Consider the following 15,695-nt stretch of genomic DNA (forward strand, 5'->3'; position numbering starts at 1 on the left):
TTTCTGAGTAAATAACATAATACCAATTGGAATACATTTGTTTGTCATAAAACTGCCTTTAGGACTTCATTCATATTTCACTTTTTATTTATATAATTAATCTGCTATAAATAGAGAGATTGGAGATCAAATATGAAAAATTTGCTTTATTCTAGGTTTTGGCGGTTGCATTTTTTCGCAGCACTTTTTATTACGCCTTTATTGCTGTCTCTCACATTAAGTGGGATTGGTTATTTGTTTTTTACAGATGTAGAAAATCGATTATATGATGATTATTTTTTTGGTGAAAGCCATAAGGAAGAGGTCTTAACAATTGATGAGGCCGTGGAAAAAGCGGAGGCGGCATTTGCAGGATACTCTACTACGAAAGTGATTATGTTGGAGGAGCCTTATAATACGCGTTTAACTTTATCAAATGGAGCTAAACAAAAGTACGTATTTTTAGATGATCACAATCAAATGGTTGGTAGTCAGGATGCCGATTATACATTTTCAAATATTATGAGAAATACGCATAGCTCTCTCTTTATTGGTGGGACCTTTGTCAACTATTTAGTAGAGCTGGCAGCTTGCTGGACGATCTTTTTATTACTGTCAGGTCTTTATATGACATTCAAAGGAAATCTCCTAAAGAAGGGCAAGTCGGAGAATAAGAGACAAAAAAGTAAGAGATTGCATGCACTTGTTGGGACAATCATTACGATTCCAATGGTGATGTTCATTTCGACTGGGCTATTATGGTCTGCTTTTCAGGGTTCCATGCTAGCAGATATAGCGTCAGAAAATCCTACTTTTGGCTATCCATTACTCCAACAAAAGCCACCAACATCTGATGTCTCTGAAATTCCATGGGCCACTCGTCAATTAGAGGCACCGACATCAGAAGGAGAACATGCACAGCATCATGGTGGTAGTGCTGTCCGTTATACGAACGACAGCCAAATGCCGATTGCTCAGCTTGAAAAAGAGATCAATTCGATGAACGTTGCTAAGCCTTACTCTATAATTTATCCGTCAAACGGTGAGGGCGTCTATACAGTCGCGAAGGCTAGTAATTCTGGTGTAACAGGGCTAGATGTAAAACCTACAGCGGAAGCTACAATGTATTTTGATCAGTATAGTGGCAAGTTTATCGATCAAGTGAATTATGACGATTATGGCCTATTAGCTAAATTCTTTACGTGGGGGATACCATTACATGAGGGGCATTTATTCGGCTGGCCCAATAAGCTTTTAAATTTAGTGGTTTGTCTAGCCTTTTTAGCCGTAATTGTGTGGGGCATTCGCACTTGGATTTTACGTAGAAAAAAAGGGGAGCTGTCTGCACCACCGCAAATTTCTCATAAAATATCCATGCCATTCATCATTTTCCTTGTCATATTAGGGATTATGATGCCGCTATTTGGTGCTTCATTAATCGTTGTGGCATTAATTGAATATATCCTTTTAGGTTGGCAAACAAAGAAGAAGCTAAGAGCACAAGAAACTAAATAAAGCAAAGATGATACGGCACAGCGGGATTGTGCCGTATCTTTTTTGTTTATTTCATTTATAGGAACGCAATACTATACTGAAGCGGTAAAAATGTTTATAGATTTTTCAGCATGATTTTATAAAGTTTTAAGATTTGTATGGTACATTGCTAGTAGTTTCAGCTTATGGGGGTATGTAGATGTCAATAAAAACAAGGTTTTTGCTATCATATGTGGGTGTCATCATCATTGCCATCACGCTATTATTAGCAGCGGTTTTTCTTTTTTCCTTTGCCATTACAGGCGATGTCAAAGCAATTGAGCATTTTTATAAAAAATCTTACGTCCAAAAGCCTTTGACGACAGTAGAGGAAAATGCGTTTCTAGATTTAAAATTACTAGCTAAAAAAAATCCCCAGCAGCTTTTAGATCTCGAACAGCTTGAACAAATCAATGCGCCTTCGATAGAGATTGTGGTACGAAAAGATCATCAAATTGTTTATTCAACACAGAAAGAGCATAAACAATTATTGCTTCAAAGCTTACCTGGCTTTGAAGCAACCAATATTAATTCTCGTGACACCATCATGATAAATCGAGCCTTTTATACGTATGTCAAATTTGATTTTTATTTTCCAGATCAAACAGAGGGCAGTATTTTCGTATTGAGAGAGGTTAGTTCCCATGCAGAGGTAACGAGGGAATTGTTACCAATTCTTTTGGGTATTTTATTTGTCCTGTTTATGATGATTATTGGCTTTTTAAATTATTTAGTCTCAAGAAGTATTATTAAACCGATTTCGGCATTAAAGGAAGGGGCAGAACGAATTAAATCGGGCGACTTGGATTTTGAAATTGCGACCCACTCGAAGGATGAAATTGGTCAGCTGAATCGGTCATTCGAGGAAATGAGAGTCAAATTAAAAGAATCCATCCAGCTGCAGCTTCAATACGAGGAAAATCGAAAGGAGCTCATCTCCAATATCTCCCATGATTTAAAAACGCCGATGACTTCCATTATCGGCTATGTAGAGGGCATTAAAGACGGTGTGGCAAATACAGAGGAAAAAATGGATAAATATTTAACTACTATCTATACAAAGGCAAAGGATATGGATGTATTAATTGATGAGCTATTCTTATTTTCTAAATTGGACTTAAAAAAGATTCCCTTCCAATTAGAAAGCGTCAATCTCCAGCAATATATGCATGATTATGTAGAGGATGCAAGCTTTGATTTTATTGCACGAGACATTCATTTACAATATCTATCAGCAGGCTCGCCGCTTTTGGCAATGGTGGATCGAGATAAATTAAGACGTGTCCTGACGAACCTTTTAAGTAATAGCGAAAAATATATGGATAAGCCGTATAAGCAAATCATTATTTCCTTGCATGAGCGAGCAGAGGATGCGATTATTCAGGTAACAGATAATGGTGCAGGCATTGATTCTGCCGCATTGCCCTATATTTTTGATCGTTTTTACCGTGCGGAGCCTTCACGTAATTCGCAAACAGGAGGCAGTGGCTTAGGGTTAGCCATTGCAAAGCAAATCGTTGTTGAAATGGGTGGCGATATTTGGGCAAAGAGTGAATTAACAAAGGGGACGAGCATATTCATTTCATTGAAAAAGGCTGAGAAGAAGGTGAATCATCATGAAAAAAATTCTGCTAATTGAAGACGAAGTGAGCATAGCTGAGCTTCAACGAGATTATTTAGAGATTAATGGCTTTACAGTAGATATCCAACATCATGGAGAGGATGGGCTACAGCAGGCACTTAAAGGTAATTATGATTTAATCATTTTGGATATTATGCTACCAGGGATAAGTGGCTTTGACATTTGTAAACAGATTCGAGCGGTACACAATATGCCCATTTTATTTGTTTCAGCTAAAAAAGAGGATATTGATAAAATTCGTGGTCTTGGACTAGGAGCTGATGATTATATTACAAAACCATTTAGTCCGAGTGAATTAGTAGCGAGGGTCAAGGCACATTTATCGAGATATGAGCGTCTGGCGACCAATCAACAAACAAATCATATGATGTCCATTCATGGCATTACAATCGATACTTCGGCTAGAAAGGTGTTTGTCAATGGTGATGAGATTGCCTTTACAACGAAGGAATTTGATTTGCTCGTCTTTTTTGTTAGACACCCCAATCAAGTATTAAGTAAGGAACAGCTATATGAGCGAAACTGGGGCTATGAATCAGCTGCAGACGTTTCGACTGTCACTGTTCATATCCGAAAACTACGTGAAAAAATTGAACGAGAGCCAGCGCAGCCCAAGTTTTTGGAAACAGTTTGGGGTGCAGGCTATCGCTTTAATGTTTAAGTAAACTATCTCGTCCTTGTGGCGGGGTAGTTTTTTTAGACTTTTTTAAGAATTCGTTAATCGGCATTTTAGCATTACCACTTACACTGAGGAAAAAAGGCGGTGCATATATATTGAAAAAAAGGCAGGTAGTTATCATTGCATTAACATTTTTGCTTCAAGGGTGTGCCACAATTAATACAATACAACATGATAAAGGAGGGAGTGAAGTGATACAAACAGATTGGACGAGTGAGTTGCTAAAGGCAGCTGAAAAGGGAGATATCGATAGACTTCAACATGTTTTAAGTCAAAAAGGGGACATCAACGTACAAGATTCAAATAATCGAACAGCTTTGATGATAGCTACCTATAATCAGGATATCGAGGCAGCGAAATTATTAATAGATGCAGGTGCAGATGTTAATATTTTGGATAATCAGCAAAATACGCCATTTCTCTATGCAGGTGCGGAGGGCTATCTGGCTATTTTAAAGATGACCATCCAAGCTGGGGCCGATCCGACTATTTTAAATCGATATGGGGGAACGGCACTCATACCAGCAGCAGAGCATGGTCATGTGGAGGTCATCGAGGAGCTATTGAGCAATACCGATATTGACGTCAATCATGTGAATCATTTAGGCTGGACAGCCCTGATGGAGGCGATTGTCTTAAATAACGGCAATCCAACACAGCAAACCTTGATACAACTGTTGATTGAACATGGTGCTGATGTGAATATTCCCGATCAAAATAAGGTAACACCACTGCAACATGCAAAACAGCGAGGCTTTAAAGAGATTGAACAAATTCTACTTGCAGCAGGCGCAAAGTAACCCAAACGGTAGAGGCGGCTCTCTACCGTTTTCTTAGTGTTGAAAAACAAAACAGTCAATTGAAAGGTAGAAATGGATTTCCGTTGCAGGCTATTTGATTTTCTGTGGGCGAGCACCGAATCGCTTCCTCCGCTACCGCTCCGTTTAGAGTTTCTCCTGTCTTGCTATCCCACGGGAGTCAAGCAGCTGATGGCAGACAGGCTCCTCAATTTAGACTCCCTGCTGGCAAGGTTTTAAAACCAGGTGTGACTTACCGAGTGTACGCACAATGGGCGGAAATAGATGTAAAGCGCTTTGTGGCGAGCGAAATCGCGCCATTCAGCCTGCAATCAGCGAAGGCCATGGATGAAAAATCCTTTGAATTACAAATAAGAAACGATCCGCAATCTGATTTACTTGCTGGCCGAAGTGTAGGGTTAAAAGGCAGTGATGGGAGTACATTGTAAGCACAATATCGTTATTCATCACGTAAAGGTGCTGTGGGCATTTTTGATCTAACGAATGGTGGTACGTTGAAAACAAATGTCAGCTATACCGTAACCCCATTAAACAACTGGGCTACAGCAACAGATTTAGTTCTACAAGGAAAATAAACGTTCTTTTGCTTAATAATGAATCTGTCTTTTGAAACCTAATAAATGGAACGTGTTTTATGCCACCATTGTAAAAATCTCGTCACAGCTGTGGCGAGATTTTTTTATAGCCAGCCTTTTTCGCCTGCTACCTGAGCGGCTTGCTGTCTAGATTCAACTTGTAGCTTTTGAATAGATGTGGATAAATAATTGCGAATCGTGCCCTTGGTTAAAAATAATTGCTTACTGATTTCGTTTGTGGTCAAGCCTTTTTTGACTAGCTGTAGCACCGCAATTTCTCGTTCATTTAAAGGGTTTTGCTCCTTCATAAATAAGGAGGCGGCTAAATCCTTGCTGACCACCTTTTCTCCTTGCATGATTTTACGAATAGTAGCAATTAAATAATCAATGGGTTCATCTTTCAATAGATAGCCGTGTACCTCGCAATCCATTGCCTTCTGCAAATAGCCAGGGCGTGCAAAGGTTGTCACAATCATTACCTTGCAAGGGAGGTTGGCCTGTTTAATTTTTTCAGCAAGCTCAAGCCCTGATAGATGGGGCATTTCAATATCGACTAGGCAAATATCTGGTGGCTCCTGCTGGATCAATTCCCATGCTTGTTGTCCATCCGCCACCTCAGCTATGACCTCAATATCCGGCTCAAACGCTAGTAGCGAAGTTAGGGCACCACGTAACATTTGTTGGTCTTCTGCTAGTAATACACGTATCATGTTAGAGGCTCCTTTCCATCTTGAATGGGTAGAGTAAGTGTGACGATGGTGCCTACTGGTGTGTCACTTTCAATCAGGGCATAGCCTTGCAGCATATGCATTCTTTCTTTTATGGAGTGGATGCCATTCCCACGTCCTTGCAACTGTAAACCGATGCCATCGTCTTTTATCACAAGTGTATAGTGTCCATTACAACATTGAATGGTGAAATGGCATTTTTTTGCCTGACTATGCTTGAGAATATTCGTAGTCGTCTCTCGTACACATAGAGCAAGCATCGTTTCCTCCACACTAGAAAGTACGATTTGAGGACATTGATTGTCAAGGGTTGTTGTAATATCCGCGCTTTGTAAAAGCTGTTGGCAATGGATAAGCTCCGTTTGCAACGCAATAAAATTCATATCAGACACTAGCTCACGTACTTGTTTTAAAGCGGTACGGGTAGTGGCTAATATGTCATGTAGCTCAGGCTTCACGCTTGAAGGATCTCGGTCAATCAGTTTGGTCGTTAATTCGGTTTTTACTTTAATCATTGTGAGCGTATGGCCAATTGTATCATGAAGGTCTCTAGCGATCCGTTGTCGTTCCTCTTGCTGAACAAGCTGAGTATTTACGTCTGCCAGCTCAGCCTGCAGATTTTTGGACTTTTCCACAAAATAAATGAGAATCGGGAGCACTAGTTGAAACATCATAATCGGTACTAGTACCTGTGATTCCTTCGGTAAAAGAGAATCGGTTGTCGTGTACATAACCGTCAAAAACATGACAACGATGGCTACAATTCCACTGGCAATATGCCATTTTGATTTTGCCCGTCCTAGTAAATCGGCAAAGGTAAAGCCAAAAATAAGCATAAAAGGATCAACAATTATGCTAAGTAAGGTGATCAGGACAAAGGCTACTAAAGATGCAGCAAGTAGCCTCCAATCTCGATGCCATAAAGCAATGTAGAAGGCTATTAGGTATAAAAGGAGCACTGTTATTTTCATAGCTAAGGGAAGGGAATGAGACCCTAGTACTAGTGCGAATAGGAAAATGACAGAAGCTGCATCAATGATTAAATAATGCTTAATTTGTTCTCTAGGATATATTTTTATTACTAGCACCATCCTTTGTTGCTGATTACTTTGTCATCGCTTGAAGGGCTTTTTTACGAATCCATTCCATAGGGCCCGTTTGAAATTGCTGTAACCAAGCAAACGCTATAACAAGTTGTAAGATTGATAGAGATAGCCAAATACCAATGACAGTGAAGCTATTGACTTGCCCACCTAAGCCAAGCCCCCAGCCATAAAAAATAATCGACGCAAGCACGTTTTGGAGGACATAGCAGCTTAAAGACATTTTACCGACATGAGCAAAGCGCTGCCAAAGCCAGTCTAGCCTCTTATATTCTACCAGTTTACCTAAAATTCCAATATAGCCAATGGATAGAAGAGGGGCACAAAGATAGCGAACAGGTAAATCAAAAAGCCCCCCAGGAATAAAAATAAGCAGATTGATAGGAAAGCCAATGAATACACCGATTTTAAAGAGCTTTTGTCGAGTTTGACGTCCTTTGTCTGTTGGTGAAAATACCCCATTCCGCATGAACCTCACGCCAAGTAAAAATAAAAAGACATTCATTGGGATAATAAATATAGCTTCTGAGCGATAAAATAAAAAGTTTGTGAGACGATGCTGCACCTGCGCAAACCATGTACCATGTTCATAGAGCTCAGTAACGGACGCCATGCCATTTAAGGAAACACCCGCTCCTTGTAAGGTACTGATAAAAATAAGCAGAATCAATAGGATGTGAAAGCCACCAAAAAAATAAAAGGCTCCTGTCATGACCTTATCACCCAAACGTACAATAAAAGCGACGATGAATGCTGTAACAGCATAACTCATTAAAATATCATACTCCATCACAAGCGTGTAGTGCAGTAGCCCCTCTAACCCTAAAAAAACGATAGTCCACAGGTATACTCCTGGCCACGCTGTACCTCTACGTAAGGCTTGCTGATATTTTAATTGTAGACCTACACCAAACATTATTGTTAACAATCCAAGCAGCTTGCCATTAACAAAAAATAATACGACCATACGTAAAAAATCATTGAAGGACCACCAACCAGAATAATCACTTGTGGTGATATACGATAAATCACCAAGATAAGCAAATATCCAAATATTTGTACCAAGCGTTCCTAAGACGGCAAAGCCTCTTAACATATCGATAAAGGGAAGTCTTTGTTGTGTTTGCATAAGTTCGATCACTCTTTCTTTGTTTTCTTACCTTAAGGATAAGAAAATCTCCAAAAAAAACCTATTCACACCAGTCAAAGAATCTTGATGACAGGTGTCATAAAGTATGCTGTGACAGCACAAAAAAACCAGCAACGCTTTTGCTGCCGGCTCATTATTTTGTACAAGTATAGATGCGATAGTCTAAAATGTCTTCGTATTTTTCATTCATGGCAATATGCTGATCCATGATTTCATAGAATTCGGATTCTAGATCTGTGGAAACTTGAAATTCAGGCTTGGATGAGATGGATTTGTTTTTTTGTATATGGATATCATAAAAGCCAGCGTGTTGCAGTAGTCTTACCCAATCCTTTTTCCTGAGGAGAGACTGAAAGCCATAAAATTGTTGGAGGTCGTCTGCAAGTTCGGTACGAAGTGTTTGAGGAATGGTAAATTCGATAGCAATAAAGCGGCCACCTTTTTTCAATAAACGATAAATTTCCTGCAAAGCCTGCTGCAAATTAACAAAAGCCAGAACCGACTCAGCTAGAATCAAGTCAAATGTCTCGTTCGCTAACGAGGTTTGTTCAATAGAGCCTTGCAGAAGTTTAACAGGTAGACGCGCTTTATGCATACGCTGACGAGCCTTTTCTATCATGATGGGCTGAATATCGAGACCTGTGACCTTTGCTTGATAGGAAGATGCTAAATAAGCAGCCGTTTGCCCTGTACCACATCCCACATCTAAAATATGTGCGTTTTGCTCGATATTCTCTGCTTGCAAGACAGCCTTTGATAGATTAATGCCCCCAGGATGTGCGCCTCCGACCCCAAACTTAGCTAAAAAGGTAAGATAATGAGAGCCTTGAATAGTACCACCTTCTTTTTTCTTATAGTATGACAGAGAAACTAGTATGGTTCCCTTATTATTTTTAACCTCTTCTCCAAAAGTCTAATTCGCTATAAAAATTTTTACATATACTAGTGAGAAGCTTTCAGATAGGGGGTGTATAAATGCCATATTTTCAGCCGAATGCTAGAAGAGGTCCATATCCGCCAAACAATAGGCAATATTTTGGCCCACCTTTTCGAGGTAGGATGGTGCAACCATACTATTCTCCCAATCAGCAACAGCAAGGTCCTAGATTAGGAAATTTACCAGATCATTTAAATACAATTATGGGGCATGCTGGGACGATTACAAATGGAGTAAATATGTTGAGACAGATGGGAGCGTTATTAAGTTTATTTAGATAAAAACTAGAAACCCTCTTAAGATCAGGATCTTAAGAGGGTTATATTTAGGTTTAGTGGGCTGGTGCAAATTGCTTTTCGATAATAGAGCGATTTTTCTCTTTAAATAGCTCATTATGTGAGGACACCATGCCATGACGATAGGCAGTTGGTTCTAAATACGTTTTAATAGAATTGACTGCATTGGCTGCATCTTGGAAAGTGCCAAGTAACAAATTAATTTTTCCATCAAATGATAAAATATCACCTGCTGCAAAAATACCTGGCTGTGCTGTTTCACCTGTTGCTTTTCCTTCAACATAATAATCATCCTTTTTCGGAATGGCAATGGCCTCATCAAATGCAAGAGACGCCTCACGATTATAGCCATGACTGACGATTACCTCATCGATTTGACGCGTATAACTTTGCTTCGTGATCATATTCTCACATGTGACTAATTGAATAGCCGTTTTATCAGTATTTGCGGAAAGCTTTGTAATCGTTGTATTACACTCAATGCGCACACCTGCATCCAGTGCTTCCTGTACAGTGGCTTCGTGAGCTGATAGATTCTCTTTGCGGTAAACAACCGTTACGCTTTTGGCAATCGGACTTAATTCAACAGCCCAATCAATGGCTGCATTACCACCGCCTGAGATGATGATATCCTTATCGACAAAACGTTTATACGATTGCACAGTGTAATGTAGATTGGCCATTTCATATTTTTCAGCACCCTCAAGTGTTAGCTTTTGAGGGCTAATAATGCCGCCACCTACAGCTAACAGCACCGTTTTAGAATAATGCTTTTCACCAGCTGCTGTATGTATTATAAAAATATCATCGTGACGTTCAATTAAATCTACTTTTGTACCTGTCAAAATTGTAGGATCAAATGTTTTGGCTTGCTCGATTAATTGTTTAACAAATTGTTCGCCTAAAACGGGAGGATGACCCCCAATATCCCATATCAGCTTTTCAGGATAAAGTAATACTTTACCGCCAAGCTGTGGTTGACTTTCTAATAATTTTGTTTTTAAACCCCGTAAACCACTATAAAAAGCACTATATAAGCCAGCTGGACCGCCGCCAATAATTGTTACATCATACACATGCTGCATTTTTATTGCCACATCCTTAACAAATAGTAAAAAAGTAATTGACAAAATCTTATCAGATAACTAGACTAATTCTAGTGATAATGATTATCATTTTTAACTTTGAATATCATAGCATGGAAAGAAGTAAAAAGAAAGTGAGGGTCCGATTTGCGTTTAGAAGTTGAATCGATTCGTGTTGGTTATGAGAATAAAACGATTGTGCATGACTTATCGCTGCAAATTCCTGATGGCAAAATCACGACAATCATTGGTTCAAATGGTTGTGGAAAATCAACCTTGTTAAAGGCTATCACACGGATTTTAAAGCATGAGAGTGGACAGGTCGTATTAGATGGTCAAAATATCTCCAAGATGAAAACAAAAGAGTTAGCAAAAGAGCTGGCAATCTTACCACAGAGTCCAGAAAGTGCACATGGTCTAACAGTGGAAGAGCTTGTATCCTACGGTCGATTTCCTTATCAAAAGGGCTTCGGGAATTTATCACAAAAAGATAAAGATGTTATTGGCTGGGCTTTACAGGTAACCAAAACAGAAGAATTCCGTTTACAATCTGTAGATGCCTTATCTGGTGGACAACGTCAGCGCGTATGGATTGCGATGGCATTGGCCCAAGAAACCGACATTATCTTTTTAGATGAACCGACAACTTATTTAGATATGGCTCATCAGCTAGAAGTTTTAGAGCTACTTTACAAGCTGAATGAAGAACAGGGGCGCACAATTGTCATGGTCCTCCATGATTTAAATCAAGCGGCACGTTTTTCAGATTATATTGTAGCGCTTTCACAAGGTGAGCTTGTAAAATTCGGAACGGCTGAAGAAGTGATGGTTCCAGAAGTATTGAAAAAAGTATTTAATATAGATGCAGTTATTGGCAAAGATCCACGAACAAACAAACCAATGTGCATTACATATGACTTATTACAAACCATTTAAAAGGAGAATAACAATGAAAAAGTGGCTATTACCAATGTTTATGATGCTTGTGCTAGTACTTGCAGCATGTGGCAGTAAGGAAGAAAAAACAGAGAAGGCTGATGAGGGCTCAAAAGAGGAAGCTTCATCAGAAACAATCACATATCAATCAGAGTCAGGTCCTGTAGAAGTACCAGCAAATCCGAAACGTGTTGTTGTACTATCTTCTTTTGTAGGAAGCTTATTACAGCTTGATGTAAATGTTGTTGGTGTGGATGCATGGGCAGCAAAAAATCCCAACTTTGAAGATGCAATTAAAGATGCTGTTGTAGTTGAAAATACAGATATTGAAAAAATTCTTGAGCTAGAACCAGATTTAATTATTGGCTTAAATGGTATTGAAAATGCGGATAAATTAGCAGAAATCGCGCCAACTGTATTATTTACGTATGGTAAAGTAGACTATTTACAGCAGTTCATCGAAATCGGTAAAGTGGTGAATAAAGAAAAAGAAGCAACTGCTTGGGTAGAAGATTTTAAAACACGTGCAGCAGAAGCTGGTAAAAAGATTAAAGAAAAAATCGGTGAAGATGCGACTGTAACAGTAGCAGAGAACTTTAATAAACAGTTCTATATTTATGGCGATAACTGGGGTCGTGGAACAGAGATTTTATATCAAGAAATGGGTTTGAAAATGCCTGAGAAAGTAAAAGAAACAGCGTTAGAGCCTGGCTACTATGCCATTTCTCAAGAAGTTTTAGGGGAATACGCAGGTGACTACGTGATTTTTAGTATGTTCCAAGATCAAGATAATTCCTTTACAGATGCAGCATGGTTTAAAGATTTAGAAGCAGTGAAAAATGGTCATTTATTTGAAGTGAATGCAAATGCCTTTTATTTCAATGACCCTATCACATTAGAACATCAACTGAAGTTCTTTGAAGAGAAATTTTTACAATAATTAGTAGAGAGTAGCGAAGGCGAATGACAAAGTTTCGAAAGCTTCCATTTTGGCTTCAGGTATTGCTTGCATTGTTTGTATTAATTGGTACTGCTAGTATCTCGCTGTGCTTAGGGGCAGCGAATACAAGCATTCAAGATGTCTTTCAAGCAATTGTCGGACAAAGTGGAGGTAAACATTACACGATTTTACGTGAAATTCGATTTCCTCGTATCATTGCAGCTATTTTTGTTGGGAGTGCCCTCGCTGTCGCTGGGGCGATTATGCAAGGGGTTACACGAAATCCATTAGCTGATCCAGGGCTGCTTGGTTTAACGGCAGGGGCAAATGCTGCCCTTGCTTTAACAATGGCATTCATCCCTAAATTCTCGTATTATACGTTAATTTTAGCCTGCTTTGTTGGAGCGGGAATCGGTATGATGTTAGTTTATGGGATTGGTGCCTCTACTAAAAAAGGCTTTTCCCCTTTAAAGCTTGTTTTAGCTGGTGCAGCTGTTACAGCATTATTACAGGCAATCGCTGAAGGGACAGGCATTTTATTTCAAATTTCCAAGGATGTATCCATGTGGACAAGTGGCGGTTTTATTGGCACAACCTGGCAGGCATTATTGATCGTACCCGTTATTATTATTGGCTTACTGCTTTCATTTGCTTTTAGTCGTCAATTAACGATTTTAAGCTTAAATGAGGAAGTAGCAGTGGGTGTCGGACAAAATACTACGCTCGTAAAGGGTGTAATGATGTTCGTTGTGGTTATTCTGGCAGGCTCTGCTGTGGCCCTCGTCGGAAATCTAGCTTTCGTTGGCTTAATGGTACCGCATATTGTCCGCACGTTTGTTGGGACAGACTATCGTTTTGTCTTACCGATGAGCGCCATTGTTGGTGGCTGGTTTATGGTGTTGGCTGATTTTGCAGGGCGCATGATTAACGCACCTTATGAAACGCCAGTTGTCGCTATTATTTCGATTTTAGGTCTTCCATTCTTCCTCCTATTAGTGCGGAAGGGAGGACGTCAATTTGTTTAAAGAAGGTCGCAAAAAACAACGTAAATGGTTACTCATATGGCTTGTGGTAACCGTGCTCATTTTTATTTTAGGGATTTCATTAGGTGCTGCCTCGGTTTCCATTGACCGAATTCTTCCAACCTTACTGGGCGATGGTAGTTTTAAAGAGTCCTTTGTGCTCTTTTCAGTCCGTTTACCTAGAATGTTTGTGCTAGCGGCTGCGGGTATGGCGTTAGCACTGGCAGGGGCCGTATTGCAGGGTGTAACCCGCAATGATTTAGCAGACCCAGGAATTATAGGTATCAGTGCTGGCGCTGGTGTTGGGATAACTGTCTTTTATTTGCTAGTAGATGGCGACCTACCTCACTTTGCCTATATTTTACCGATTGTCGGCTTTTGTAGTGCCTTAGTGACAGCACTGGGTATTTACTTTTTCTCTTATCAACGTAATAAGGGTGTCCATCCTGTGCAGTTCATTTTAGTAGGGGTAGGCGTTGCGTCAGCCTTATCCGGGGTCATGATGGTATTAATCTCCTCTGCTGAACGGAGCGATGTACAATTTATTGCACAATGGCTAGCCGGAAATGTGTGGGGCACAGATTGGCCATTTTTCTGGGCGCTAATGCCGTGGCTTGTACTGGGCATCCCTTACATTTTCTATAAAGCCAATGTGTTAAATGTCTTGGCCATGACGGAACAAACAGCAGTCGGTCTTGGTATGAACATTGGGCGAGAACGTTTCCGATTATTAATTGTTGCGGTTGCATTAGCGGCTGCCGCTGTATCCGTAACAGGGGGCGTAGCCTTTATTGGTTTGATGGCTCCCCATATTGCAAAGCAGCTCGTTGGTCCACGCTACCAATTCTTTTTACCACTGACGCTATTCATTGGCGCAAGCTTGCTAATGCTCGCTGATACCATTGGACGTGTTGCTATTGCAAGTGCAACGGTTCCTGCTGGGATTGTTGTTGCTTTTATTGGCGCACCTTATTTTCTGTATTTATTGCGGAAGAGTGTCTAGAAAAGTACCAATCAAAATTGAGTGATGCTCGAAAGAAAAGACTTTTGTTTTAGCGAAAATAGGGGAATTTTTATTTTAGGCATTCTATATGACAAGTTTTTAGGAACCTCATTCATTGAGGTTCTTTTTTTATATAATCATGGATGGAGGCGATAAGATGATTTTATTAGAACGTCAAACATCAGAGACGCAAAAGATGCTAGAGGCACTTGTACAAAGACTTCCTATATCCCATAGTAAATACACATTATCTTGTGAGCATTTAAGGCGCCTACAAGCAGGATGCGCTGGTGAACAGTTCGTTGATGCAAAATGGCTTGAACTTGACTTACCATTCCCCCACTATTTTCTTCATGACTTTCAAACAATGAATGACTTCGGTTCTATCCATCAAACGGACACCATCTTTCTCTGTCCTCACTTTTTACTCATCCTAGAAATCAAAAATATTACAGGCAAACTTTCATACGATGCTCCGTTCGCTCAATTAATACGTACGATCGCAGATGATACGGTCGAAGGCATGACGGATCCATTTCTTCAGCTCAAGCGGTCTGAATTGTAGCTTTTAGTGTTGTAGAGGGAAAGGGCGCTTGAAGTAGGTGGATAGTAGTGCTGAAAGTGACGGATAAGATGGAGAAAGTAGCGGATAGGGTGCGAGAAGTGATGGATCGAACAGAGAAAGTGGAGGATACGCTTCGTGTAGGTGGATAGAATGCGCAAAGTGATGGATTCCACTCTAGCAGCACACACCTCCAAGAGCGGTGTTTCGCTTATTTCCTACTAGACAAATAGAGTTTTTAGGTATATGGTTAGCTAGGCTAACTAATATAAAAGGAAGTGATAGTGTGACAATTGAACAAGAATTTTTTAATCAGTACCGCTTAATGTATCGGCCGTTTATTAATCAGCTGAATGTGCAGCTTGAACCCTATCAGTTATATAGCTCGCAGTGGGCAGTGCTTCGTTTCTTGAATGATAAGGGTCCACATTCATTTGTAGATATCGCGAATTTCATGTCTATAGAGAAGCCAAGTGTCACGAAGCTTGTACATAAGCTTGTGGAGCTAGGCTATGTGGAAACGATGACGGGCAAGGATAAGCGTGAAAAGCTGGTACACCTATCAAAGCATGGGGAAAAGCTTGTGCTGGAAATAAAGTTGCATCTAAATCCGTTTTTTGAGCAGGCTTTGGCAGGCGTGCCAAAGCAAGATATTGATATTGCGACTCAGGTTTTAGCAAGAATTTGTATGAATATCAATCAATAGG

At 39.9% G+C, this 15,695-nt stretch carries 17 protein-coding genes; 12 read left to right on the plus strand and 5 right to left on the minus strand.

Features of this window, described 5'->3' with window-relative positions; all coding sequences use genetic code 11:
- Positions 1-132: 132 nt before the first annotated feature.
- The 5 genes from JIN86_RS09830 (at position 133) to JIN86_RS09850 (ending at position 5,079) form a co-directional block, all read left to right on the plus strand.
- Positions 133-1,494, plus strand: a complete 1,362-nt coding sequence (locus JIN86_RS09830; RefSeq protein ID WP_009370904.1) for a PepSY-associated TM helix domain-containing protein — start codon at positions 133-135, stop codon at positions 1,492-1,494.
- Between the two features lie 178 nt (positions 1,495-1,672).
- Entirely contained in the window at positions 1,673-3,151 is a 1,479-nt protein-coding gene (locus JIN86_RS09835; RefSeq protein WP_202341824.1) for a sensor histidine kinase, read from the plus strand.
- Positions 3,129-3,815 (plus strand): response regulator transcription factor, encoded by a 687-nt coding sequence (locus tag JIN86_RS09840; RefSeq protein ID WP_202341825.1) that lies wholly within the window; start codon positions 3,129-3,131, stop codon positions 3,813-3,815. The genes JIN86_RS09835 and JIN86_RS09840 overlap by 23 nt, the downstream gene beginning before the upstream one ends.
- 113 nt (positions 3,816-3,928) lie before the next feature.
- Positions 3,929-4,633: an ankyrin repeat domain-containing protein gene (locus JIN86_RS09845; RefSeq protein ID WP_202341826.1), complete on the plus strand. Its 705-nt coding sequence runs from the start codon at positions 3,929-3,931 to the stop codon at positions 4,631-4,633.
- Positions 4,634-4,737: 104 nt separating this feature from the next.
- Positions 4,738-5,079, plus strand: coding sequence for a hypothetical protein (locus tag JIN86_RS09850; protein WP_237497206.1), 342 nt, complete (start codon positions 4,738-4,740; stop codon positions 5,077-5,079).
- Between the two features lie 251 nt (positions 5,080-5,330).
- Here the strand turns inward: JIN86_RS09850 and JIN86_RS09855 are convergent, their stop codons facing one another.
- The 4 genes from JIN86_RS09855 to JIN86_RS09870 form a co-directional block, all read right to left on the minus strand.
- Positions 5,331-5,936 (minus strand): response regulator transcription factor, encoded by a 606-nt coding sequence (locus tag JIN86_RS09855; protein ID WP_004229368.1) that lies wholly within the window; start codon positions 5,934-5,936, stop codon positions 5,331-5,333.
- The gene (locus JIN86_RS09860; RefSeq protein WP_004229366.1) at positions 5,933-7,045 is read right to left on the minus strand and encodes a sensor histidine kinase; all 1,113 of its coding nucleotides are present in this window, start codon (positions 7,043-7,045) and stop codon (positions 5,933-5,935) included. The genes JIN86_RS09855 and JIN86_RS09860 overlap by 4 nt, the downstream gene beginning before the upstream one ends.
- 13 nt (positions 7,046-7,058) lie before the next feature.
- Entirely contained in the window at positions 7,059-8,186 is a 1,128-nt protein-coding gene (locus JIN86_RS09865; RefSeq protein ID WP_004229364.1) for a DUF418 domain-containing protein, read from the minus strand.
- 154 nt (positions 8,187-8,340) lie between these two features.
- A complete protein-coding gene (locus tag JIN86_RS09870; RefSeq protein ID WP_004229362.1) occupies positions 8,341-8,952 on the minus strand; it encodes a class I SAM-dependent methyltransferase in 612 nt (203 codons plus the stop codon).
- Between the two features lie 230 nt (positions 8,953-9,182).
- On the opposite strand from JIN86_RS09870, the gene JIN86_RS09875 reads away from it, so the two are divergent.
- Positions 9,183-9,425 (plus strand): hypothetical protein, encoded by a 243-nt coding sequence (locus tag JIN86_RS09875; RefSeq protein ID WP_004229360.1) that lies wholly within the window; start codon positions 9,183-9,185, stop codon positions 9,423-9,425.
- Positions 9,426-9,475: 50 nt separating this feature from the next.
- Here the strand turns inward: JIN86_RS09875 and JIN86_RS09880 are convergent, their stop codons facing one another.
- Positions 9,476-10,525, minus strand: coding sequence for an NAD(P)/FAD-dependent oxidoreductase (locus tag JIN86_RS09880; protein ID WP_202341827.1), 1,050 nt, complete (start codon positions 10,523-10,525; stop codon positions 9,476-9,478).
- Between the two features lie 147 nt (positions 10,526-10,672).
- On the opposite strand from JIN86_RS09880, the gene JIN86_RS09885 reads away from it, so the two are divergent.
- The 6 genes from JIN86_RS09885 (at position 10,673) to JIN86_RS09910 (ending at position 15,694) form a co-directional block, all read left to right on the plus strand.
- On the plus strand, positions 10,673-11,461 hold the full coding sequence (locus JIN86_RS09885; protein WP_004229357.1) for an ABC transporter ATP-binding protein: 789 nt from the start codon (positions 10,673-10,675) through the stop codon (positions 11,459-11,461).
- Positions 11,462-11,474: 13 nt separating this feature from the next.
- A complete protein-coding gene (locus tag JIN86_RS09890) occupies positions 11,475-12,401 on the plus strand; it encodes an iron-hydroxamate ABC transporter substrate-binding protein (protein WP_004229355.1) in 927 nt (308 codons plus the stop codon).
- 23 nt (positions 12,402-12,424) lie between these two features.
- On the plus strand, positions 12,425-13,426 hold the full coding sequence (locus JIN86_RS09895) for a FecCD family ABC transporter permease (protein ID WP_004229352.1): 1,002 nt from the start codon (positions 12,425-12,427) through the stop codon (positions 13,424-13,426).
- Positions 13,419-14,426: a FecCD family ABC transporter permease gene (locus JIN86_RS09900; protein WP_004229349.1), complete on the plus strand. Its 1,008-nt coding sequence runs from the start codon at positions 13,419-13,421 to the stop codon at positions 14,424-14,426. The genes JIN86_RS09895 and JIN86_RS09900 overlap by 8 nt, the downstream gene beginning before the upstream one ends.
- A 157-nt stretch (positions 14,427-14,583) precedes the next feature.
- Positions 14,584-14,991, plus strand: coding sequence for a nuclease-related domain-containing protein (locus tag JIN86_RS09905; protein ID WP_009370913.1), 408 nt, complete (start codon positions 14,584-14,586; stop codon positions 14,989-14,991).
- A gap of 283 nt (positions 14,992-15,274) precedes the next feature.
- The gene (locus JIN86_RS09910) at positions 15,275-15,694 is read left to right on the plus strand and encodes a MarR family winged helix-turn-helix transcriptional regulator (RefSeq protein WP_004229343.1); all 420 of its coding nucleotides are present in this window, start codon (positions 15,275-15,277) and stop codon (positions 15,692-15,694) included.
- Position 15,695: the final 1 nt, after the last annotated feature.

Origin of the sequence: Lysinibacillus sp. HST-98 (assembly GCF_016757845.1) — a bacterium.
Taxonomy (GTDB): Bacteria; Bacillota; Bacilli; order Bacillales_A; family Planococcaceae; genus Lysinibacillus; species Lysinibacillus capsici.

Coding starts and splice junctions, on each gene's coding strand:
- JIN86_RS09830 (WP_009370904.1), top strand. CDS start 133: ATGAAAAATTTGCTTTATTCTAGGTTTTGGCGGTTGCATTTTTTCGCA.
- JIN86_RS09835 (WP_202341824.1), top strand. CDS start 1,673: ATGTCAATAAAAACAAGGTTTTTGCTATCATATGTGGGTGTCATCATC.
- JIN86_RS09840 (WP_202341825.1), top strand. CDS start 3,129: ATGAAAAAAATTCTGCTAATTGAAGACGAAGTGAGCATAGCTGAGCTT.
- JIN86_RS09855 (WP_004229368.1), bottom strand. CDS start 5,936: ATGATACGTGTATTACTAGCAGAAGACCAACAAATGTTACGTGGTGCC.
- JIN86_RS09860 (WP_004229366.1), bottom strand. CDS start 7,045: ATGGTGCTAGTAATAAAAATATATCCTAGAGAACAAATTAAGCATTAT.
- JIN86_RS09865 (WP_004229364.1), bottom strand. CDS start 8,186: ATGCAAACACAACAAAGACTTCCCTTTATCGATATGTTAAGAGGCTTT.
- JIN86_RS09875 (WP_004229360.1), top strand. CDS start 9,183: ATGCCATATTTTCAGCCGAATGCTAGAAGAGGTCCATATCCGCCAAAC.
- JIN86_RS09880 (WP_202341827.1), bottom strand. CDS start 10,525: ATGCAGCATGTGTATGATGTAACAATTATTGGCGGCGGTCCAGCTGGC.
- JIN86_RS09890 (WP_004229355.1), top strand. CDS start 11,475: ATGAAAAAGTGGCTATTACCAATGTTTATGATGCTTGTGCTAGTACTT.
- JIN86_RS09895 (WP_004229352.1), top strand. CDS start 12,425: ATGACAAAGTTTCGAAAGCTTCCATTTTGGCTTCAGGTATTGCTTGCA.
- JIN86_RS09905 (WP_009370913.1), top strand. CDS start 14,584: ATGATTTTATTAGAACGTCAAACATCAGAGACGCAAAAGATGCTAGAG.